Annotated in this window: 23 protein-coding genes; 11 read left to right on the top strand and 12 right to left on the bottom strand. The window is 47.6% G+C overall.

Going from position 1 to position 21,879, the window contains the following annotated elements:
- Nucleotides 1-34 precede the first annotated feature (34 nt).
- The 3 genes from J0A67_RS13750 to J0A67_RS13740 all read right to left on the bottom strand — a co-directional run bounded on the left by J0A67_RS13750 (nucleotide 35) and on the right by J0A67_RS13740 (nucleotide 1,727).
- Entirely contained in the window at nucleotides 35-796 is a 762-nt protein-coding gene (locus tag J0A67_RS13750) for a Spy/CpxP family protein refolding chaperone (protein ID WP_206569942.1), read from the bottom strand.
- 31 nt (nucleotides 797-827) lie between these two features.
- The gene (locus J0A67_RS13745; protein WP_206569941.1) at nucleotides 828-1,157 is read right to left on the bottom strand and encodes a hypothetical protein; all 330 of its coding nucleotides are present in this window, start codon (nucleotides 1,155-1,157) and stop codon (nucleotides 828-830) included.
- Between the two features lie 87 nt (nucleotides 1,158-1,244).
- Nucleotides 1,245-1,727 (bottom strand): RNA polymerase sigma factor, encoded by a 483-nt coding sequence (locus tag J0A67_RS13740; RefSeq protein WP_206569940.1) that lies wholly within the window; start codon nucleotides 1,725-1,727, stop codon nucleotides 1,245-1,247.
- A gap of 178 nt (nucleotides 1,728-1,905) precedes the next feature.
- On the opposite strand from J0A67_RS13740, the gene xerD reads away from it, so the two are divergent.
- Nucleotides 1,906-2,802, top strand: coding sequence for a site-specific tyrosine recombinase XerD (xerD, locus tag J0A67_RS13735; RefSeq protein ID WP_206569939.1), 897 nt, complete (start codon nucleotides 1,906-1,908; stop codon nucleotides 2,800-2,802).
- A gap of 76 nt (nucleotides 2,803-2,878) precedes the next feature.
- On the opposite strand, the gene J0A67_RS13730 is transcribed toward xerD, so the two are convergent.
- The 5 genes from J0A67_RS13730 to J0A67_RS13710 all read right to left on the bottom strand — a co-directional run bounded on the left by J0A67_RS13730 (nucleotide 2,879) and on the right by J0A67_RS13710 (nucleotide 8,530).
- The gene (locus J0A67_RS13730) at nucleotides 2,879-3,118 is read right to left on the bottom strand and encodes a hypothetical protein (RefSeq protein WP_206569938.1); all 240 of its coding nucleotides are present in this window, start codon (nucleotides 3,116-3,118) and stop codon (nucleotides 2,879-2,881) included.
- A gap of 172 nt (nucleotides 3,119-3,290) precedes the next feature.
- Nucleotides 3,291-3,683 carry a DUF1801 domain-containing protein gene (locus J0A67_RS13725; RefSeq protein ID WP_206569937.1) on the bottom strand — a complete coding sequence of 131 codons (393 nt, stop codon included), beginning with the start codon at nucleotides 3,681-3,683 and terminating at the stop codon, nucleotides 3,291-3,293.
- A gap of 42 nt (nucleotides 3,684-3,725) precedes the next feature.
- Nucleotides 3,726-5,591, bottom strand: a complete 1,866-nt coding sequence (locus J0A67_RS13720; RefSeq protein WP_206569936.1) for a heparinase II/III domain-containing protein — start codon at nucleotides 5,589-5,591, stop codon at nucleotides 3,726-3,728.
- A 383-nt stretch (nucleotides 5,592-5,974) separates the two neighbouring features.
- Nucleotides 5,975-6,907 carry a sulfotransferase gene (locus J0A67_RS13715; protein ID WP_206569935.1) on the bottom strand — a complete coding sequence of 311 codons (933 nt, stop codon included), beginning with the start codon at nucleotides 6,905-6,907 and terminating at the stop codon, nucleotides 5,975-5,977.
- A gap of 951 nt (nucleotides 6,908-7,858) precedes the next feature.
- Nucleotides 7,859-8,530, bottom strand: a complete 672-nt coding sequence (locus J0A67_RS13710; protein ID WP_206569934.1) for a peptidoglycan DD-metalloendopeptidase family protein — start codon at nucleotides 8,528-8,530, stop codon at nucleotides 7,859-7,861.
- Between the two features lie 180 nt (nucleotides 8,531-8,710).
- On the opposite strand from J0A67_RS13710, the gene carB reads away from it, so the two are divergent.
- The 6 genes from carB to J0A67_RS13680 all read left to right on the top strand — a co-directional run bounded on the left by carB (nucleotide 8,711) and on the right by J0A67_RS13680 (nucleotide 14,460).
- A complete protein-coding gene (gene carB, locus J0A67_RS13705; protein WP_206569933.1) occupies nucleotides 8,711-11,530 on the top strand; it encodes a carbamoyl-phosphate synthase large subunit in 2,820 nt (939 codons plus the stop codon).
- Nucleotides 11,531-11,556: 26 nt separating this feature from the next.
- Entirely contained in the window at nucleotides 11,557-11,814 is a 258-nt protein-coding gene (locus J0A67_RS13700) for a DUF4834 family protein (protein ID WP_206569932.1), read from the top strand.
- Between the two features lie 240 nt (nucleotides 11,815-12,054).
- The gene (locus tag J0A67_RS13695; RefSeq protein ID WP_206569931.1) at nucleotides 12,055-12,903 is read left to right on the top strand and encodes a methylated-DNA--[protein]-cysteine S-methyltransferase; all 849 of its coding nucleotides are present in this window, start codon (nucleotides 12,055-12,057) and stop codon (nucleotides 12,901-12,903) included.
- A 6-nt stretch (nucleotides 12,904-12,909) separates the two neighbouring features.
- Nucleotides 12,910-13,623 (top strand): 2OG-Fe(II) oxygenase, encoded by a 714-nt coding sequence (locus J0A67_RS13690; protein ID WP_206569930.1) that lies wholly within the window; start codon nucleotides 12,910-12,912, stop codon nucleotides 13,621-13,623.
- A 4-nt stretch (nucleotides 13,624-13,627) separates the two neighbouring features.
- Nucleotides 13,628-13,876, top strand: coding sequence for an Ada metal-binding domain-containing protein (locus J0A67_RS23175; RefSeq protein ID WP_206569929.1), 249 nt, complete (start codon nucleotides 13,628-13,630; stop codon nucleotides 13,874-13,876).
- Nucleotides 13,852-14,460, top strand: a complete 609-nt coding sequence (locus tag J0A67_RS13680) for an alpha-ketoglutarate-dependent dioxygenase AlkB family protein (RefSeq protein WP_206569928.1) — start codon at nucleotides 13,852-13,854, stop codon at nucleotides 14,458-14,460. The genes J0A67_RS23175 and J0A67_RS13680 overlap by 25 nt, the downstream gene beginning before the upstream one ends.
- Before the next feature lies 1 nt (nucleotide 14,461).
- On the opposite strand, the gene J0A67_RS13675 is transcribed toward J0A67_RS13680, so the two are convergent.
- Together J0A67_RS13675 and J0A67_RS13670 are read right to left on the bottom strand one after the other, a co-directional pair.
- Nucleotides 14,462-15,649 carry a THUMP-like domain-containing protein gene (locus J0A67_RS13675; RefSeq protein WP_206569927.1) on the bottom strand — a complete coding sequence of 396 codons (1,188 nt, stop codon included), beginning with the start codon at nucleotides 15,647-15,649 and terminating at the stop codon, nucleotides 14,462-14,464.
- Nucleotides 15,649-16,638 (bottom strand): aspartate-semialdehyde dehydrogenase, encoded by a 990-nt coding sequence (locus tag J0A67_RS13670; protein ID WP_206569926.1) that lies wholly within the window; start codon nucleotides 16,636-16,638, stop codon nucleotides 15,649-15,651. The genes J0A67_RS13675 and J0A67_RS13670 overlap by 1 nt, the downstream gene beginning before the upstream one ends.
- Before the next feature lie 164 nt (nucleotides 16,639-16,802).
- Here J0A67_RS13670 and J0A67_RS13665 point away from each other — a divergent pair, with 164 nt between their 5' ends.
- The 4 genes from J0A67_RS13665 (at nucleotide 16,803) to scpB (ending at nucleotide 20,753) form a co-directional block, all read left to right on the top strand.
- A complete protein-coding gene (locus tag J0A67_RS13665) occupies nucleotides 16,803-19,316 on the top strand; it encodes a lamin tail domain-containing protein (protein WP_206569925.1) in 2,514 nt (837 codons plus the stop codon).
- 60 nt (nucleotides 19,317-19,376) lie between these two features.
- Nucleotides 19,377-19,547: a hypothetical protein gene (locus J0A67_RS13660; protein WP_206569924.1), complete on the top strand. Its 171-nt coding sequence runs from the start codon at nucleotides 19,377-19,379 to the stop codon at nucleotides 19,545-19,547.
- 259 nt (nucleotides 19,548-19,806) lie between these two features.
- Nucleotides 19,807-20,190, top strand: a complete 384-nt coding sequence (locus tag J0A67_RS13655; protein WP_206569923.1) for a TraR/DksA family transcriptional regulator — start codon at nucleotides 19,807-19,809, stop codon at nucleotides 20,188-20,190.
- Nucleotides 20,191-20,192: 2 nt separating this feature from the next.
- On the top strand, nucleotides 20,193-20,753 hold the full coding sequence (scpB, locus tag J0A67_RS13650; RefSeq protein ID WP_206569922.1) for an SMC-Scp complex subunit ScpB: 561 nt from the start codon (nucleotides 20,193-20,195) through the stop codon (nucleotides 20,751-20,753).
- 63 nt (nucleotides 20,754-20,816) lie between these two features.
- Here scpB and J0A67_RS13645 read toward each other — a convergent pair whose 3' ends face one another.
- Together J0A67_RS13645 and J0A67_RS13640 are read right to left on the bottom strand one after the other, a co-directional pair.
- On the bottom strand, nucleotides 20,817-21,440 hold the full coding sequence (locus J0A67_RS13645) for a SprT family zinc-dependent metalloprotease (protein ID WP_206569921.1): 624 nt from the start codon (nucleotides 21,438-21,440) through the stop codon (nucleotides 20,817-20,819).
- A 176-nt stretch (nucleotides 21,441-21,616) separates the two neighbouring features.
- On the bottom strand, nucleotides 21,617-21,808 hold the full coding sequence (locus tag J0A67_RS13640) for a hypothetical protein (RefSeq protein ID WP_206569920.1): 192 nt from the start codon (nucleotides 21,806-21,808) through the stop codon (nucleotides 21,617-21,619).
- Nucleotides 21,809-21,879: the final 71 nt, after the last annotated feature.

Raw genomic sequence — 21,879 nt, 5'->3', positions numbered from 1 at the left:
GCTTCCTTTTTTGTCGTCATGCAGGTTTGAGAACTTATTCTGGCTTATTCTTCAGCTTGATCACGATTACGCCGTTTTCCCCATCTTTTCCATACAATTTTGTCGCTTCGTCGCCTTTGAGCACATTGATTGCCTCGATGTCTTTCGGGTTAACTCCTTCCAAAGTGGGGACTTTTTTAAGGCCGCTCTTGGTTTCGATATAGAATACCGGCTGCGCCCCAGAGGGTGTTCCCGCAATGCTGAGCGCCACTTTTGGCGAATCGTAGGCGGTGGTGTAACCAGATACAGAAGATGAAATCGCTACCCCATCCACGATTTTTACAGGGCCTTTTACGCCATCAGCACGAACAACATAGACTTGGTTTTGGGCCAAAGTTATCAGCTGTTCTTCAGTCAACTCGTTTTTGATGGCGACCAGATTGTTGAGCTGCTTTTTCTTCAGCTGGTTTTCCAGATCGAGGATTTTGTCCATCTGCTTGTTTACCGCTACTTGGTCAATTTTATTGGGCTCAAGCATCTTTTTCAGCTTAGCGTTCTCTTCTTCCAAATCCCATTTTAGGGTGGAAAATTGTCCGGCATTTTCCGCATGGATTTTTTTGATCTTGGTGGCCTGAGCGTCCGTTAGGTTAAGCTTGTCTCTCATATCCATGATTCGGTCCGCCGAATAAAGATTACTTTGAAACATGTCCCCGGAACCTTTGCTCACATAGGTCATAGCCGGGGATCCTGTAGCCACGACCTGTCCCTGAGCATATCCTGCAAGTAGGACAAATAAGAATAAAAGGGTGTTTTTCATGAGTTTAGGATGTTAAGAAGTTGGTTAAGTTTTAAAATTCTGTCAGGAGGGAGGCAGTGGGTGACTCCCAAATTTCCATTTCCGTAGTTTCTTCGATGTTAAACTGCAATTCCTGATCTGGACCTTCCTCCAGCGTGATGATGATCACCTCGCCGATGGGAGCTGGAGGGGTGACGGGTTCTTTTTCCAAAAAGAGAAAAAATCCTGCTGCCAACGAAGCGGCAATTCCTGCCGGAATCCACCAACTAATGGTTTTTGGCTTTTTCACCTCCGGAAAATCCGGAGTGGGTATATCCAGGTCTTTCTCGATCATCGCATCGAAAAAGCCGCGTAAGTCTTGGTCTTCTTCAACTCGTTTCATGTGCTTTTCATTGTTTCTTTAAGGCGACATGGAATCTCGCATAGCTACTAATCATTCCACTGTATACCAATGCCCGCATGCTCGATTTCATTGCGTCACCCGTGTTTTTTCGATCCATTCCTTCAGTCTTTTCTTTCCCCGGTCGTAGTGCGTGCGTACCGTGCCGATGTGCAGTTGCATCACAGCGGCGCACTGCTCCAGTGTCATCTCGTGGTAAAACACCATCAACATCACCTCCTGCTGCATTCTCGGAAGGCGGCGAACCATCCCTTCATAGTTTTCCGGCTCGGGTTCCTGTTCTTCCCAGATGATTTCCACTTCCGGGTCCAAACTTTGCGATTTCCCAGATTTCCTCAATTCGTCGATAGACGTAAATCGGATGACGGAAAACAACCAGGTTTTGCAATTGCCGTCGTGCTTTAGGCGGGCTTTGCCCTCCAGGATTTTCAAATAGGTCTGCTGAATCACATCCTTGGCCATTTCCCCGTCAAAACCACAGCATTGCCTGGCCCAAAGGAAGGCTTCTCTATGGTGATCGCGGAGAAAAATTTCTAGCTGGTTGCGGTTCATTTACACTACTTAATCGGCAGACCGGGGAGTTTATATGACAATGTTTTGAAAAAAAGTCGGAAAGTTGCAGGGCGACAAGGTTGTAAGGTTGGTCCAACTTTCCAACTTTACATCCTTACGATGATCAACCAAACCCTCCATTGGTTTTGGAACCCTTGGAGGGTTGATTTTGACTACTATGTGGCCTCAACTTATCCGTCAATTCCGACATTACCTAAAGCTCGAGCGCTCCCTGAGTGAAAACTCCATTGAAGCTTACACCAGAGACGTGGAAAAGCTGGCTGCTTTTGCCACTGCCGAATTTTCTGGAAAAAGCCCTTTGGAGATGGAGTTGGAGCACCTTCGCCGTTTTGTTAATGCCTTGGCGGCGTTGGAGATTTCCCCTTTTACCCAAGCGCGGATCATCTCGGGGGTAAAAGCATTCTATCGCTTTCTCATGTACGAGGACCGGGTCAAAGAAGACCCCTCCCAGCTACTCGAAGCGCCCAAGCTTGGAAGAAAACTTCCCGATACACTCAGTTTCCAAGAAATCGAACAATTGTTGGAAGCCATTCCCCTTGGTGAGCCGGAAGGCCATCGGAATCGGGCTATACTGGAAATGCTCTACAGCTCCGGACTTCGCGTGTCTGAACTGACCGAATTGAAAAAGGGCCAAATTTTTGCGGAAATTGGCTTTTTGAAGATCGTGGGAAAGGGAAATAAGGAGCGACTCGTACCGATCGGGAAAGATGCCCTAAAGTATCTCAAAATCTATCAGGATCAGGTTCGGGTTCATCAGATTCCCACCAAGGGCCATGAAGAGTTTGTTTTTCTCAACCGCCGGGGGCAGAAGCTCACCCGGGTGATGATCTTCCTGATCATCAAAAAAACCGCCGAGCAAGCCGGAATCCATAAAAATATCAGTCCCCATACTTTTCGTCACTCCTTTGCCACGCATCTCATCGAGGGGGGCGCCGACCTAAGGGCCGTGCAGGAGATGCTGGGACACGAGAGCATCACGACGACCGAGATTTATACGCACTTGGATCGGGATTATTTAAGGCAGACCCTGACAGATTTTCATCCGAGGAAATAAAATAGAGTTGACAAACCGGACCTTGCCAACTCTTTATTTGGGATCTATCTGTTATTGCGATAGGTGGTCGGTTGGTCTACACTTTTGGAGCCCAGCTGGCGCAGAGCATGCCGTCGGCAGCCAGATCGGGATGTGCGCAGTCGGCACGGTGATGGCGTACGCAGCTGTTGCAGTGCATGGAGTTGTTGAGCTGCTGCAGGATAGAAAACTGGTCGCAGGTATATTCTTCGCTTACTTTCAGCTCGTGGGTTTTACACAGATGGGCTTCGGTAAAAGAATTGCAGTGGTTGCAGCTGGAGGCAATACGGATAGACATGGCTTTGTGGTTTTGTTTCTGAGGAATTTACCCAAAAAAGAGCAATAGTGTTCTGAAAGTCAGGTAATATGGAATTGTAATAATTAAAAATAAATGGCTGCCGCCCTCGGTTTTCCGGCCATCGAGTTGCTGGGGAATTTCTCAGCTCGCGGAAATTAAGGGTAGCTTTTTTTCATTTCAGCCTGTCCAGCCTTCCTTTTCTTTTTACGATGTTTTTGTAGTCCCATTGGATTTCCCGGGACTTTTGCAGCCAGCGCTTGAAGTCTTCCAGGTTGATTTCCGAGGCTTCATGATAGAAGATGGAGGCGTCCTTGAATTTTTCTCCGAGTACGGCGAGTGATTCTTCCCCAAAATCCGCCCCGCTCCAAAACATCAACCGCATGCCCTTTTTCTGTTTGCTGTAGCCTACGATGGGATTACCCTCGAGAAACCATACCGGATGCGCATGCCACACTTTGCTTTCTGCATCGGGCAGCTCTCGGTCAATCGTCTCAGCTAGGAGCTTACAGATTTCCTGGTCAGGGTGGATTTGGTTTTGGTTGTAACTTTGGATTTCTGGGTTCATGGTCTGCTTAGTTTAGGGGATTTGCAAATTGCTGCGCTGTTGTTATTCTCCGGATAGCCTCACTTTGATTTGGGTTTTCCCATCTTCGATAGACCAGGCGGGAATTCGGATTTCGATGCGCTTGAGGCCTTCGATCTGTCGGTCGAGCGCGAGCGGAGCTGGATCAAGTGATATTACGGAAATGCTTAGGCCCGGGTGGGAGAGGTTTTCAAGCTTCAGGGATTTTCCTTCCTGTGTCAAAATCGCACCATACTCTGCGATTTCCACGTCAGCTATGGTCATCATCTGCCAAGTGATCAATTGGGTTTTTTCCGAAATTTCAATCTCATCTTCGATGGTGATAGAAGCCGGGCTGTCTTTCACGAACTTGCGGGAGGCGGATTTGACCAGATCACCCAAGGTAGGACTCAGGTCAAAAGTCGCTTCAGGATTGGTTCCGTCTTTGAAGTCGGTCAAGGTGACTAGGCCATCGGTGCGGTGGAGGGAGTCGTTGATGGTGATGGTGCTATGGCCAAAGTTGTTTTTGGTGAGCAAGGTCCAGCGTTCGCAGCTTTGACACCTTCCCCATAGATCGAACCCGACTTTTTCCAGCTCATGGTAGTTTTGGTTGCCTGGATCAATTGACCAGCGTACACCATTTAGCTCAAAGATAAAGGAGCCTCCGTCCATATTTCCGTGGTTGACCATGCCTCGACCGCCTTTTCCCCCGAAATAATAGCCATGAGGATCGTCTTCTCCGCCGGTGAAGATGACTACTGGATTGGAGCCCTCGCCTTTCCAAGCAGTTGGGACTTTTTCTCCGTCCTCCTCCTGGTATTGGGAAAGCCAGGCCATGGAGGCACCACTCAGTCGAAAAAGCTTGTCGGGAATCTGAGAAGCTTTTAAAAACCGCTTTTTTTCGAAGAAATGGGGGTTTCCAGACTTGGCGGCAAACCAAGCCAAGATGACGTCACCCCCTTCACTGCGCTGGTCCCCACAGTCGGCAAAGTTGTAATACCAACCCGAGGGGGCATTGGCAAGCGTTCGAAAGACGGCGCTCTCTTGGAATCCCGGGTATTCCCAGTGCCCAAAATCCTGACCGAAGGCGGTCTCCAGCATCGCAGCGGTGATCACCGAGAAGCTCGTGCCATAAGCCCAGTAGGTGGAGCCCTCGGGGTACACCCCATCGGGCCCATATTCGACTAAGGAATGGGGTAAGCCATCCAAAGCTCGCCAAATGGTCTTCGCGGCTAGCTCAGGATCGAGATCAGCGATGGCGATTGACGCGGCAATCATTCCCCCGTTGCAGACTTGGTTCCAGTTGTTCGTACCATAGGCCCAGCTCGGGGATTGACCATTTTCAGGCCAGCTTGGGATGATACCCTTTTCGATGAGGGATTTTTTTGCTAAGTCCTGGGTGGATTTTGGCAGGTCACCAGCGGTCCAGTCCAGAGCAAAAGCCACCGCAGTGGACATTTCGGCCACGTCGAGATAGTGGGAAGGATTCCAGTCGGAAAAACCGCAGACGGCAAGCACTTCCTCGTTGATACGGTCGAGGATGCGAGGCTCTCGGTCCATCAGGTACCGGTAGCCCAGCATATTGATCCTCCAGAGCATTTCACGGGAAACAGCGAGTAGGCGGCGGCCTTCAAGCTCCCGTTTCAGCAGCGGCTGGTCCAAGATGGCGTCTGCGTCCTCCAAAATCACTGCATGCATGCTCTGCAGGACGGAATCGGTTTTGAGCCGTGACTTGAGATTTTTGAGAATTCCGGAATTGTAAACCAATCGTGGCTGGGATTTCCACAAGTTTTTTTTCAGGTACTCTACGGTGATGGGATTTTCCAGCTTGGGGATAGAGTGTTCTTGGGCAAAGCCCACGGTGCCCATCAGAAAAAAGAAACTAAGTAAAATGCTGAACGGGGTTTTCATCCACGGTGGTTTTTGGGTTCGGTCGGTTACCTAGAAGCTGTCCTTGTGCCTTAGCCTAAGATATTGGGAAAATGTCTTTTAGTCCATGTTTTTTTGGACCAAGACCGGACATTTGGAAAAAAATCAGGTTTATGGAGACTGAGCCCGCAGGTGGATACGACCTTTTGGACGATAGACGGACTTTCAAAAGAGGAAATGCTTAGGTAAACAGGGGTTGGGCCTATGGCTTACTACACATTTTGATAACAAATGCATGGGAAAGAAGGGAACATCTGGGCAAAGCCAATGTGAGATTTTCAAAAAGCATTAGGGAAGTGAATTAGGAGATATACCGTGGGGCTATGGCAGAGGACAGAATGATCGTCCTTGAGGGGTGTGTGCAATTACCAGTCATCCTCGACATAAAATTTCTCCCATAAACCTTTTGTTCCAGTTTTTATCCGTTCTATTTCATCTTCAGACAATCGCTTTTTCCAAGCTTTGATATTCTCACTCGAGTTTCTGTTTACGTTCGCTATCGCAGTAGATTTTTTTACTATGTCTGAGTTTTGTTCTGAATTGGAAGTTACGTTTACGTAAGCTTGGACCTTTGAGTCAAAATCTAAACCAAGTCCAGAAAATAATTTTCCAAATTCTAAAATTGGGTCGGCAGATAAATCTTCATGTTTGACAAAGTGCCACTCCTTCTCATATTTATTTTGATAGTTTAAAATTACTTCATGTATGGTGTTCCATAATAATATTCCTTGGTCGATAATGTCTTTTTTGTTATTCGCAAACTCGTTAATGATGGCTTTGTAGTTAGATAGATGTTTCTTCATTAAAGCGTGTTGCTTTTCATATTGCGCAAAGTCAAAATGCCAGTTTTTGACTTTTATACTCGCTACAAATGCAGCCGGATGCCGTATCAAAACCACCACGTCAACATCGTGGTTTTTATATATCCACTCAGCTGACATGATGGCTATCGGATCTTTGATAATTGTTCTGTCAGCCAAAGGGCGATTAACTATGTCTTTAAAATATTTTCGCAGCTTTCCGAGACGTCGAATCTGTACTAATCTCTTAATGGTATTTACATGTAGTACAGTACTAAATGAATTGACGTAATCTTTTACTTTATTTTGGTGCTCTCTAGAAGTTTCATCGTCTAGATATTCAAACCAATAGGATAGTGGTGAGTGTTTTCTTTCAAGCTCAGGTGAAAGGTTGAATGGCTCATGCACATAGTGGGCGCCTTTAGCTTTAGCCATTATTTTACCTACCCATGTCGTGCCTGAACGGTGAGATCCTGTTACTAGAATGTTTTTTTTCATGTCTTGATACATTGATGTCCAACATGTTTGTCTACAAAATGTTTGGCGACTATTTGCTCAAAATTGATGCTTGGAAGTAGGGTTTGTCACTATCTGTAACTAGTTGGATTTTCGGTTTTCCGAAAACACGATATATTTCAACGGGGCCATTGCTATCACTACTGTGATTTTTGCCAAAGGAGAGCCTAACAATTTCCTCATCTTCTCGGGGTAAGTTTCGCCAACAGCAGGTGTATTGTTTAGATACCTGTTGGAATGAATATATGTTCCTCGACGTATTTTCAACCAATTTTGTCTTTCTCAGGCCACCGGCGTGCTTCGGTTCCCATGTTGATTGAGGCTGTGCTTTTTTCTGTGCTCGGATATGATGTGTCAATTTCTGTTTGCTATGTACAAAGGGTGAAATCCCCAGTATTCCGGTATCATTTTGCTATGCGCTAAAAATAGAAATCTGCTGCATTGGTCACCTGGGTTTGGAAGGTCTTGTACACATTGTCTTATAAGAATATCAATTTGACGGAAGTTTTCCAAATTCTTTATGGCGGATTTCTTTGGGAGACTTGTTTGTATGAAGGTTATAAAAACGTCTCAAATCTCGATCATGAAACTTCTAGGCTGCAGCTATAGCATGTAGATGCGATAGCTGGCCCTGCTTTTTCCCACCTCAAAAAATCCTGAAAGGCATTTGGCCGTCATCTAATTTGGGTGACGACGCTGGATCAGCTCAGCCAGGCCGACGAGAATCCCCTTGTATCCGCGAAGGTAACGGAGATGGAAGGTGTGGTCCTACTACAGCCGGATTTCTTGATCGCAGCGCACGGTGTAACGAGTTTGTTCCATGGCCGGCGCTCCAGAAGATGTATCTTTATTCGCCCAGCCAACACGCTGTCAGCCTTACATTTTTACCCTAGATGAAGAATAATTGAGGGGCTGCTTTTTTTGCTAAAACATCTACTCCAATAGCCCGCTCCCCAAGACCAAATTGGGATCCGGGCAATTTTTCCGATAATGTTCCAAATCCCTTTCTGCGGCGACACCGGGATAATCTCCCCAAGCTTCACCCAGATCCCATATCAATTGGAAATGCAGGTGAGCCGGCCAGTCTCCGTTTTCGGGATAGGGCCCAACATGGCAAAGGAGGTCTCCGGCTTTGAATTCCTGACCAATTTTTAAACTTTCCAAGTCGATCCGCATGAGATGGCCATAAAGTGAATGCAGGCGTCTTCCGTCTAGCTCGTGCTCCAAAATAATGGTAGGGCCATAGTTGCCGAAGCCGGCATTGTCTTGAAAGCTGTGAACCCTGCCCGGGTAGGGTGAGAAGATCGGGGCTCCTGCTTGGGTCCAGATGTCCACACCCAGGTGGATGGTCCGAAATTCTCCTGCTGTCGATCCGAAGACCTCACTCCTACCATAGATCGCCCGGTTTTCTAGATATCCTCCTATCCCATAGGTTTTGCCAGTGTCTCTCAGCTGTCCGAAGACGTAGGCCTCAAACGCCGAGGTATCGGAAATATCCAGCGTTTGCAGATCGGAATTGCTGGCTGAGAAGTCGAGTTTTTTGCTGTTTGTCGCGGTGAGCGGTTCTCCCATCACAGGGAAAAAATTAAAGGAATTCCAGTTCATTCGGTGAAAATAGAGATTTGAACAGAATTATTTGGCAAGGGATGAAATGCAGAGTCGATCTTACTTTTCTCGGTAAGAGGGAGACTTTTACCGGACATGGCCTTCCCCCTTCGGATAATTTTATCTAATTTTGCCCCAATTTGGACATCAGTAAAATCTCTTTCCTTATCCTACCTCACAATGCCAAAAGACAGTAGCATTAAGCACGTTCTCATCATCGGTTCAGGTCCCATTGTCATCGGTCAAGCTTGCGAATTTGACTATTCCGGCTCCCAGGCGGCAAGGTCTCTCCGAGAGGAGGGCATCACCGTGACCTTGATCAACTCCAACCCGGCGACGATCATGACAGACCCAGTGACCGCAGACAACGTGTACCTGCTTCCTCTGGAAAAGAAATCCATCAAGAAAATCCTGACCGAGCATCCAGACATCGATGCGGTACTCCCTACCATGGGAGGTCAGACGGCCCTAAACCTCGCCATCGAATGCGAAAAGGCAGGGATCTGGAAAAACTTCGGAGTACGAATGATCGGTGTGGACATTGACGCGATCGACACGGCTGAAAACCGCGAAAAGTTCAAAGCACTGATGGAGAAAATCGGCGTGGGCGTGTGTAAAGGTGATACCGCTACCTCCTTTCTTCAGGGGAAGGAGATTGCCCAAGAGATCGGTTTTCCACTCATCATCAGAGCATCATATACCTTGGGTGGTGCTGGAGGTGCTTTTGTGGAAAAAGCCGAAGACTTCGAAAAATACCTGAGCGCAGGCCTCCAGGCCTCTCCAGTACACGAGGTGCTCATCGAGCAGAGTATCCTGGGCTGGAAAGAATATGAGCTGGAGGTCATGCGGGACAATATTGGGAACATGATCGTGATATGTTCCATAGAAAACTTTGACCCGATGGGCGTCCACACAGGAGACTCCATCACTGTGGCTCCTGCCATGACTCTGCCTGACACAGTATATCAGCGCATGAGAAACTATGCGATCACCATGATGAACAGCATCGGGAATTTTGCCGGAGGCTGTAACGTACAGTTTTCTGTCAGCCCCGACAACGAGACCATCATCGGCATCGAGATCAACCCTCGGGTATCTCGCTCCTCGGCCTTGGCTTCCAAAGCTACTGGTTATCCGATTGCGAAAGTGGCTGCTAAATTGGCGATTGGATACAATTTGGACGAGTTGCCTAATTCTATTACCGGAACTACTTCGGCATATTTCGAGCCGGCCATCGACTATGTCATCGTGAAGATCCCTCGCTGGAATTTTGACAAGTTCAAAGGTGCAGACAGAAGATTGGGATTGTCGATGAAAGCAGTAGGTGAAGTGATGGGTATCGGCCGCAACTTCCAGGAAGCGCTTCAGAAAGCTTGTCAATCCCTTGAAATCAAGAGAAACGGCTTGGGCGCTGATGGCAAGGAACTGACCGATCAGGCGCAGATTCTCTATTCTTTGGCTAATCCAAGCTGGAACCGATTGTTCCATGTTTACGATGCCTTCAAGCTAGGTATTTCCTTCAGAACTATCCACGATCTGACCAAAATCGACAAGTGGTTCCTCAAGCAAATCGAAGAATTGATCCATTTCGAAGCGGAATTGGGTAAATATAAAATCGATACGGTACCTCGGGAGGTCATGGACAAAGCCAAGAAAATGGGCTATGCCGACCGTCAAATCGCTCACCTGCTGGACTGCTTGGAAAGCGAAGTGTTTAACAAGCGCTATAAGGAGATGGGCATCAAGCGTGTATATAAGCTCGTGGATACCTGTGCGGCGGAATTTGAGGCCAAGACGCCTTACTATTATTCATCCTTCGGAGAGGAAAACGAATCCGTGAGGACGGACAAGAAGAAAGTGGTGGTTTTAGGTTCCGGACCAAACCGAGTCGGGCAGGGAATCGAATTTGACTACTCCTGTGTCCACGGGGTTTTGGCCGCCAAGGAATGCGGCTACGAGACCATCATGATCAACTGTAACCCGGAGACAGTTTCGACAGACTTTGACATTGCCGATAAGCTTTACTTCGAGCCGGTGTTTTGGGAGCATATCTATGAGATCATCCTGCACGAAAATCCCGAGGGTGTAATCGTACAGCTGGGTGGACAGACCGCGCTAAAGCTGGCGGAGAAGCTGGAGAAATACGGCATCAAGATCATCGGCACAAGCTTCGAAGCGCTGGATCTGGCCGAAGATAGAGGCTTGTTTTCTACGCTTTTGAAGGACCTCAACGTGCCCTACCCTGAATTTGGCACGATACACAATACCGACGAGGCTCTTGAGCTTTGCAAGACGATTGGCTTCCCCTTGCTCGTACGTCCCAGCTACGTTTTGGGAGGACAGGGCATGAAGATCGTAATCAACGAAAAGGAACTCGAAGAACACGTGGTCAATGTCCTTCGTGACATTCCAAACAACGAAATCCTGCTGGATCATTTTCTAGAGGGAGCCATTGAGGCTGAAGCAGATGCAATCTGCGACGGGGAAAATGTGTACATCATCGGGATCATGCAGCACATCGAGCCAGCCGGTATCCACTCTGGAGACTCCTACGCGGTATTGCCTCCTTACAACTTGGGCGATTTGGTGATCCGTCAGATCGAGACATACACGCAGAAAATCGCCTTGGCACTTAAGACGGTCGGACTGATCAACATCCAGTTTGCGATCAAAAACGACAAGGTTTATGTGATCGAAGCCAACCCAAGAGCTTCGCGAACCGTACCTTTTATCTGCAAGGCCTATCAGGAACCGTATGTAAACTACGCTACCAAGGTGATGCTGGGAGAGAAAAAAGTCACCGACTTTGAGTTCAAGCCTGTGAAAAAGGGCTATGCGATCAAAGAGCCAGTGTTCTCCTTCCACAAGTTCCCGAATGTAAACAAAGAACTGGGACCGGAAATGAAATCTACCGGGGAAGCGATCTACTTTATCGATGACCTGATGGACGACTATTTCCTAAAGATCTACTCCGAACGAAACTGGTACCTGAGTAGATAATCCAGCTCGCAAAAACAAAACATGTTTTGGTAAAATTTCTTGTCATTCTACTTGGAGTCGGCTGGCTATTGGGCCAGCTGCTCCGATACTTTCTACGATCGAAGCTCGCCCAATTTGCCAAGCAGGTCAATGAGGCTGCTATGGAGCAGCAGCGGGCCCAGCAAAGAGCATCCCGACCAAAGGATGCGGTGAATGTGGACTTTATCCCCAAGGAGGAGCTAGAAAAGCGGAAAAAGAATATCGAAGGCGGCGAATATGTCGATTTTGAAGAAGTGAAGGAGTAATCCTTCACTTATTTTGTATCTCAAAACTACAAGGCCTGTGTCCGCACAGGCCTTTTTTATTGCCATTCCTATACTGGTACTGGAGAAATAGAGACTAATTCCTGCGGGAAGCTAGCTCGGTAGAATTGACAAGGCAGAAAAAATGGAAAGTCCCTTAAGGACGAAACTTGCAAACTCAGCAACTTTCGGATTTTATCGCTGTAACGGATTTTGAAGATTTGTCCCATAAATTTGAACGCCATGCAAACACAGACAGATCTCAACTATCAGCGGATCGCGGAAGCCATCGAGTACCTCAAAAAGAACTTCAAATCCCAGCCTAAGCTGGAGGAGGTCGCTGAACAGATTCATTTAAGCCCTTCGCATTTTCAGCGCATGTTTACGGATTGGGCTGGCACCAGCCCCAAAAAGTTTCTCCAATATATCAGCGTAGAGCACGCCAAGAAAATACTCAAAAAGGAGCAGGCTAGCCTGTTTGAAACTGCCTTCGAGACCGGGCTCTCCAGCACCAGCCGCCTTCATGATTTGTTTGTCACGATCGAGGGGATGACCCCAGCCGAATACAGGGACGGAGGGAAAAGTCTAAAAATCAACTACAGTTTTGCGGAAAGCCCTTTTGGGGCCTTGATCGTCGCCTCCACGTCAAAGGGCGTATGCTACATGGCCTTTGAGGAAAATGAAGAAAAAGCGCTAAATGAGCTGAAAGCAAAATTCCCCAACGCGGACTTTGGGCAAAAGCTGGACATGTTCCAACAGCATGCACTCTTTATCTTCCAAACGGATTGGAGCAAGCTGGGCAAAATCAAGCTGCACCTTCGGGGCACCGACTTTCAGCTGAAAGTCTGGGAGAGCCTACTCAAAATCCCCATGGGGAAGCTCCAGACCTACGGTCACATTGCCGAGCAAATTGGCAACGTCAAGGCTTCGAGGGCGGTAGGAACGGCCATCGGCAGCAATCCAGTTGCCTTTCTGATTCCCTGTCATCGCGTGATCCAGTCCTCTGGTGAGTTTGGGGGCTATATGTGGGGACCTACCCGTAAGGCGGCAATTATTGGTTGGGAAGGAGCGAAAGTTTATTCGCAAATCTGAGACGGGATGCACAATATCATTCAGAAAATTCAGGATGCTGATTGGAGAGGTATCACGGAAGAAATGCATCAGGCAGGATATGCGATTCTGCCCAAGCTACTAAGCGATGAGCAAGGTGAGGCCTTGAAGGCGGACTACACAAATCACGGCCAGTATCGAAAGACCGTTGTGATGGCGCGTCACCGATTCGGTTTGGGGGAATACAAGTATTTTGACTATCCCCTGCCGGAGCTGATTCACACGATCCGAACCGAAGTGTATTCCCACCTTGCGCCGATCGCCAATGCCTGGTTTTCCGCTTTGAAAGTCGGAGTACAATTTCCAAAAGAGCACGAGGATTTTCTTCGTCAATGTCATCGCTTCGGCCAACAAAAAGCAACGGTCTTGATCTTGAAATATGGAACAGGCGGATTCAATACCTTGCATCAGGACCTCTACGGGGAAGTATATTTTCCGATCCAAGTCGTTTTGTTTTTGGATGAGCCGGAAAGGGATTATACGGGAGGCGAGTTTGTGCTTACTCAGCAGATACCCAGAGCCCAATCCAAAGCCATCGTGCTGAAGCCGAAGAAGGGGGATATGTTGATCTTCACGACCAATTTCAAACCGGCGAAAGGTGCCAACGGGTATTATCGCGTAAACATGAAGCACGGCGTGAGCGAGGTGAAAAGCGGAAGCCGACATACTTTGGGTATCATTTTCCACGATGCTGTGAGCTAGCGAGATGGTAAAGCATGGTGATTTGGATGCTGTAATGCTGAGAACCTTTATCCGTAAAGGCGAGTTGACCTTTGCGGGCAATAGCAAGTTGAAGATATACGGAAAGTTATCCTGCGGGTCGGGCAAGCGGATGAAAGCGGAAAATCGGGTGTTTTTCACTTCAGAGGCTGAAGCATTGGAAAGGAATTTTCGCCCCTGTGGGCATTGCATGAAAGAGGAATACGAAAGATGGAACTATTCGAAAAGGAAATAGACCGAGAAAAAAACTGGCTCCCTTACGACGGGACGGTTCACTACTACGGAAAGCTTTTGTCACAAGAGCAATCCAAATACTACCTCAAGTGTCTACTGGAGACGATTGAATGGAGGAATGACGAAGCGGTGATTTTTGGCAAAAAGATCATCACCAAGCGGAAGGTGGCTTGGTATGGAGAGAAGGAGTTCGAGTACACCTATTCCAATACAACCAAACGGTCACTTCCCTGGACCAAGGAACTGCTGGAGTTGAAGGCTTTGATCGAGGCAGAGAGCGGCGAGACGTTTAATTCCTGCCTTCTCAATCTTTACCACAATGGGGACGAGGGTATGGCTTGGCACAGCGACGGAGAAACGGACCTGAAAAAGAATGGAGCGATTGGCTCGATGAGCTTTGGAGCGGAGCGGAAGTTTGCCTTTAAGCACAAGAAGAGTGGGGAAAAAGTGGAGTTGGTCCTAGAGCACGGCAGTCTGCTGATGATGAAAGGCGTAACGCAAACTTATTGGCTGCACCGTTTGCCGCCGACGAAGAAGATAGCTACAGCTCGGGTGAATTTGACTTTTCGGACGATTGTGGAATAATTTACCAAACACGCTTACAACAAAAGACCTTAAATCCGCTTGGGCTTTTTGTCCCGATCAGATATTTCTCTCCGCCGTCTTTTAGGCCAAATTTCTTTTTGAACTCCTCTGGCTTCGTCGCATAGTTTCTGAACAACACATTGACTTTCCCTTGCGGAAATCTGGACTTGAGCTCGCTTTTCTTTGCAGGCACTTCCTCCACAATCTCAAAAACACGAGCAGGTATGGCCTCAGGCAATGCTGAAGAAGTAAACAGGTGGCTATTTGTGTCCAGCTTTTTTAAGCCAAATCGCTCGCCAAACAGCTTAAAAGCTCCCGCTTTCAGAATACTGCTACGGGGTTCGATCAGATATTTTTCAGCCTCACCAAGCTGTGAAATGGCATCTACTTCTTCCTCAGGCTTGAATACAAAATCAGGATAGCCACTTCCGAGGTCGCAAATCCGAATTTGTTTGGAGTTTCCTTCAATCCCTTTTTTCCAAAAAAGCAACAACTCTTTGACCTCATTTTTGACTGAAACGACAGTAATCTGCTGGATATCCGGGATCTCAGACCAAGCTTGGGAAATGTCGAGCATGGGGGAGACTTTGATCAGGATTTGGGTGCCCTTTTCCTTCAAAAGCTGCCAAGCGCTGACCACGTCCGGCTCGCAGTCCTGGAGTTTGTAGAGTTTCTCGTTTCCGGCCCCTCTTCTGGCTGGATCGGCATAGATCAAATCGAATTTTTCAGAAGATGTTTTCAAATAATCCAATCCATCGCCTTCATGGAAGTCAAAATTTCCCGGACCTAGGATTTCCAGGTTGTGTTTTGAAATTTGGAATAACTCGGCTTGTCGCTCACAGTACACGCCCTGTTCAAAACCCCGGCTGAGGTAGTAGAAATCTACCCCGAAGCCTCCCGTTAGATCGATCAGGGTTTTCCCTTGTGTTCCAGTCGCTTTGAACCGCGCAGTTTCTTCGGATGAACTTTGCTCCAGGGAAATGGAAGCGGGAAAAAGTAGATCCGGGTTTCCAGCCCATTCGGGGAGCTTTTTCGCCGCCTTTTGCCGGGCGGAGATCTGCTGTACGGCAGCTTTGAGGTCAAAGGCGACTTTGCCCTGGTACTTAAAAAGCAAAAGTGCAGGATCTTCACTGAGATGATCCTGCACAAATTTTCTGAAGTCAGCGGTATTGATTTCGCTGAGGTCCATCAAACAAGTTTAGTTTCCAGAAGGTATTCTGCGATTTGAACCGCATTGGTAGCGGCACCTTTTCTCAGGTTGTCAGCCACAATCCACATGTTCAGCGTGTTCTCCTGGGATTCGTCTCTTCTCAGGCGGCCTACAAATACCTCATCCTTCTTATGTGCGTTGATCGGCATAGGGTAGACAAAGTTCGTGGGATCGTCCTGCACGATGATACCCGGAGTGGCTTCCAAAAGGGAACGTACTTCGGCTAGGTCAAAATCTTCTTTGAACTCCACATTGACCGCTTCAGAGTGTCCTCCCATGGTTGGGATACGCACAGTGGTAGAAGTCACTCGAATGCTGTCGTCGCTGAAGATCTTTTTGGTCTCGTTGATCATTTTCATTTCCTCTTTGGTGTAGCCGTTTGGCTGGAACACGTCGATGTGAGGAAGGACGTTCATGTCGATTTTGTGGGGATAGACCATCTCAGGAGTCGTTCCCGCACGCTCAGCCATCATTTGATCTACGGCAGCTTTACCTGTTCCGGTCACAGACTGATAGGTGGACACGACGATTCGGTTGATTCCATAGCGATTTCTCAGCGGCTCCAATGCCAATACCATCTGGATGGTAGAGCAGTTTGGGTTGGCGATGATTTTATCGTCTTTGGTCAGTTCTTTTGCGTTGATCTCCGGCACCACCAATTTTTTGCCAGGATCCATTCTCCAGGCAGAGGAGTTGTCCACCACGGTGGTGCCTGCTTCTGCGAACTTTGGAGCCCATTCCAAAGAGGTGCTTCCTCCTGCTGAAAAAATGGCGATTTCGGGTTTGGCTGCCACCGCCTCAGCCAAGCCGATCACGGTGTGTTTCTTTCCCTTGTACTCGATCTGTTTACCCACGGATCGCTCGGAAGCCACCAATAGGAGTTCGTCATAAGGGAAGTTGTGCTCATCCAGCACTTCGAGAATTTCGGAGCCTACCAATCCGGTAGCACCGACTACAGCCAGTTTCATTGTATAAATAGGTTTTTATTAAATGGATTTGGACTGCAAAAGTAAGGACTATGCATTCATTTTCAGGAATGTGTCCGAAAATTTTCAACTGTTTTTGCTCCCTTTGGGAAAAGGATGTTTTTAGATTTTATATATTTAGGTAAGACTTTTTAGTACATTTTTTAATGAAGCAATTCTTAGCCAAGGGTTTTGTCCTGCTCTTTCCACTTATTCTTTGGGGTGGAGTTGAGGTCGTTTTCGGCCAACACCAGGACTTTGAATCCAATTTTCAGCTTGCTAGCTATCCGCTGGAATTCCTTCCCAATTGGCATGGAAACGAGGTTTCTGGCAGCTCCGCACGGATATTTCAAGCGGATGGTCTGGGCAGGGGAGGAGGAAGGGCCTTGGCGGTACAGCCGACCAGTGCCTTTGTTGGTCGGATCTGGATCCGACTGAACCCCGGTAGTTTTGTGAATCCCGAGCTGGAGTTTTATGCCAAGACTATCCGCAATGGTAGCGGGAATCGGCCTGCTTTGCTTTTTTACGCCTGGGGAGAAAGCATGGAGGGGGAGTTTTCGGAACCTTTGCAGCTTGGTTCAGATTCCGAGTTTTCCAACGAGAACCAAGAGTACCGGAAGTTTAGCCTGGAGGTGCCAGAGACATTGAGGTCGGCAGAGGCTGCGATTGTGAAGCTGGAGATTCGATATGGGTCTGGAGCTGGCACGGCCGCCCGCTGGTTGATGGATGATTTCGACTTTGGCGATTTAATCCGTGACGAAGTGCCGCCAAAGGTCTTGGGAGTGAAGGGATATGGAGAAAAATCTGTCCTGGTGATGTTTTCGGAAGCAGTTGACCAAGTTTTCTCTTTGTTCCCGATTACCTATGGCATGAGAGGAGGTAACCCAGAAAGCGTCCGATTGGTCGGTGATTCGCTTGCCGTGTTGGAATTTGCTGATATTTTGGAACCTGGCCAATCCTATTCTCTCTCAGTCAGCCAAATCCCCGATCTCGAGGGAAATTTCCTGAAGGACACGCTGGTCAATTTTAATTTTTTTGATCCTACCGCCATCTCCCGCAAGTCCCTTGTGATCAACGAACTCATGCCTGCACCGCGGGCAGACCAGGATCTTCCCAATGTGGAATACATAGAGCTTTTTCATGCAGGAGATCGGGAATACCGGATGGAAGGGATAAAGCTATTCAACTCTCGTATGACCACTGTTTTGGATGAGTTTTGGTTCCAACCGGGGGAATATCTCATTCTTGCTCCTGAGGCCCAAGCAGATCAATTCACGGACTTGGGTCCGGTATTGCCGGTAAAAAATTGGCCTACACTACTCAACTCCGGAGATCAAATAGGTCTGATTTCCATCAATGGCCAAGAGGCGGATAGAATCTCATATGCTACACCTAGCTGGGGGAACAGTGATTTTGCCAGTGGAGGCTATAGTCTAGAGGTGCCCAATCCTTTTTCGCTGTGCAGCAATTCGAGTTTTTTGAGTTCATCAATTGATCCAAGAAGGGGAACGCCAGGAACCCAAAATTCAATTTTTGACCCGACTAGGAAAAATAGTTCTCCAACAATTGAGTCGGTCTATTTCGTGGATTCTACTCACATTCGGCTAGTATTTTCGGCCCCAATTGTACCCGATTTTGATTTTGAAAATCTAAGCTTTTCGCCAAATCTGGCTATCGATAGCCTAAGCGTGTCAGTGGAAAATGAGATCGGTATCCTGCTCAGTTCACCTGCTGCACACAGCCAGGCCTATGAGCTTAGAGTGACCGGATTGCAAGACTGCGATGGGGGATTGCTTCCGGATATTCTTGCCACGATCGTCCTCCCGGAGATTGCCATACCGGGTGATTTGATTATTAATGAGGTATTATTCAATCCTCGGACCGGAGATCCAAAGTTTGTGGAGATCAAGAATGTTACCCCGAAGTTTCTGAGTCTTGAGGGTTGGGCGCTTGCAAACTTCGGTGAGGATGGAAATCCAGACCAGGCCAAAGTATTTGGCGGAGCAGGATCAACCTTGTCGCCGGAGGGATATTTGGCGATCACCACTGATGCAAATGCACTGCAGAGGGCGTATCCAAAGTCTTCGACGGCTGACTTTCTCGAGATCCCGACCTTGCCTAGCTATCCGATCGCCGGGGGGACCGTCGTCCTCCTCTCTCCTGTAGGTGAGATCCAGGAGAGTTTTTCCTATGACGAGGATCTTCATCATCCCTTACTTAGAGATCCCAAGGGGGTATCTTTGGAGCGGATCTCTCACAGCACACCGGCCTCAGTGGCGATGAATTGGCAAACTGCTTCTGGAAACGAGGGATTTGCGACACCAGGCCGTAGGAATTCCCAATCCCTACTGGGCGAATTTGAAACAGACCAAATCCAAATCGATCCGGAAGTTTTCGATCCTGAGGGAAGCTCCGGTCTCTCCTTTACGAGCATCACTTACCAACTGGATCACCCCGGCTGGACGGGGACGTTTAAGATCTTCTCAGCCTCCGGTCAGTTGATCCAGGTTCTGGCACAAAATCAAATCTTGGGAACAGATGGCCTGCTCACTTGGACGGGGACGGATTCTGCAGGCAAAATCGTACGGGCAGGATACTATGTGCTGGTGGTGGAGCTTTATGAAGCGGGCGGAAGGACAAGTCTGATCAAGAAGACGATCGTGGTGGCAACACGACTTTAATTTTGAAAATCATGGACTTACCTCCGATTTTTGACTATTTTGAGCCAAACTTTTGATGCCATGGATAGAGATTTGATTTCTAAAGCGCTGCAGGAAATTGTACTTCGGGATGGAAAAGACTTAGAGAAAGCGAAGCAGTATTTGAGGATGAAGTATCGGCTCGAGGCAGACGATCTTGTTTTGAAGAGAAGGCTGGAGAAAATCCTTCAGACTGAGAAAGCCGTCGCCTGACGGCTCTTCCGTTAGCGAACGTTGGATTTTAGCGGTGTAGGTGTTTATACGCTTTACTTTTCAGGTTCCGACTCCAATACAGTTTAAACTGTTGATAATGAGGATCTAATCTTCCTACCTTTTTTGTAGGGACTTTTTTCACTCCTATGTTTTCCAAAATGCCAATTTTTTAATTTTTGCAATTATCAAAGTCAGGCGTATTTTAGAGAACCAAACCACAAATAATCCGTCACAGTTTTATTAAAAACCCATCATTATCATGAGCTTGGAAGAAAAAACCGCATATTCTCAGGAGGAGCTGAAAGAATTTGAAGTGATCATCCTTCAGAAACTTGCTGTTGCAAAAGAAGAACTGTCTTCTTTGAAAGAAAGTCTGAGCAAAAAAAATGACAGTGGGACAGACTACACCGCCTCTACTTCTAAACTGCTGGAAGATGGTGCCGATACGCTTGAGAGAGAAAGCTTGAGCCAGCTTGCCGCACGGCAGCAAAAATTTGTGATCAATCTGGAAAACGCCCTTATCCGAATCAAAAACGGAACCTATGGAATCTGTGTGGACACCGGCAAACTGATTTCAAAAGAAAGGTTGAAGGCAGTGCCACATACCATGCACTCTATTGAGGCGAAACTTGCCAAAAAATAGACGTGGAGTTCCTGCACCGGCATATCGAAGCCCTGATATTTTGTGCTCCGGAGCCGCTAGCTGTAAGCGACATCCACAAGTGCCTTGGTGAAATGTTCGCGGCGGAAGTGCCGATGGAACACATCGAATCGGCCATCTATGACCTCAGAAAGAAATACAACGAAGAGGATTTTGCGTTTTCTTTGGAGCATTTGGGAGGCGGATACCAATTCTTGACGAAGCCGGCCTACCAGGCAAGCATTAGCATTCTGCTAAGACAGCAATCCCAAAAAAGGCTGTCTAGCGCTCAGCTGGAGACATTGTCGATCATCGCATATAAGCAACCCATTACCAAGGGGGAGATTGAGCAGATTCGGGGAGTCAATTGTGACTATTCCGTGCAAAAGCTTTTGGAAAAAGAATTGATCGATATCAAGGGAAAATCAGAAAGCGTGGGCAAGCCCCTTATCTACGGGACTTCCGACAAATTCATGGAATATTTTGGGATCAATTCGATCAAAGAACTACCCCAGCCCAAGGATTTCTCCCAACCGGAAAACCAGATCGGAGAGGAGAGGGAGTAAATTATTCGGCGGTTTTCAATAGGCAGCAGGCTGTATCGGGTAAGCGCAGCAGAAAGCTGTCGATTATAGCGGCTCTACTTTCGCCAGCCTCGACACTAAATATTTCCGGCCCGAGTCGACTTCCTCGCACAATACACGTGTCCTGCGGGTTTCCCCTTTTTGGAATTTTCTTCCTGACAATAGAAACTGCCGCCCGGTGCTCAAGTCCGAAAGGAAGATCTCTTCGACCTTCCCACTTGCAGGACGGTCATATTTACTCATTTCCTTCATCAGGAAAAGGTCCCTCGCCGAACTCGCAGAAGGGTTGGCCATATGGTGGCGCAGCGGGATCAGAATGTCTTTTGGGAAAACCGCATCGGATAGCATGGGCGCCATCAAGCTTTGAAACTTCCTTTTCCATTCAATACCATGAGGAGCAGGTGCGAATCCATGGTTTTCAAAAGTGTAAAGATGTGCCACCTCGTGAATATAGGTTAGTAGAAACTGAAAGGGGTTTAGGTCGGAGTTGATTGTGATGGTCTGGATTTTTCGGTCTTTGCGATAGCGAAAGTCACCCAACTTCGACGCTCTGGGCCGTTGGACTTTGAAAGAGAAGGGGACGTTTTCCCAGAGGGAGAGAGAATAGGAAACAGCGGCAGGCGGCATGTGCTTTTCTAAGATAGCCCTGAGTTGTTCCGATGAATTCATTTGCTGTTAGAATGTTTAATTGAGAGCAGGCGTCAAAAGGCGAGGTCTGTCCCAAAGCCTACATATGCCCAAAGTAGTCTCCGGACAGAACCCAAGCAAACCTTCTGCCTGAAAAAAATGGAACAAAAAAAGAGTCCCAATTTGGGACTCTAGATTTTTTCCTTTTTCGGGATTGATTACTGAACTGGAGCAGCAGCAGTAGTGTCAGCAGCAACTGCAGTAGTGTCTACAGCAGGAGCTTCTTCAACAACTGGAGTTTCTTCAACAACTACAGTCTCTTCAACTACAGTCTCTTCAGTTGTCTTGTTACCGCAAGATGCAGTAGCGATCAAGCCAGCGATTGCGAAAATTGCAAATACCTTTTTCATTTGTTATGGTTTTCTTAATTACGAAGCAAAGGTACTAGTATTATTTTCAATTGTACAAGTGCCGCTCAAAT

The organism is Algoriphagus aestuariicola, from assembly GCF_017254835.1.
In the GTDB taxonomy this organism is placed as follows: domain Bacteria; phylum Bacteroidota; class Bacteroidia; order Cytophagales; family Cyclobacteriaceae; genus Algoriphagus; species Algoriphagus aestuariicola.
The sequence above is the reverse complement of the archived record's forward strand: the minus strand, read 5'-3'. Positions and strand labels throughout refer to the sequence as shown.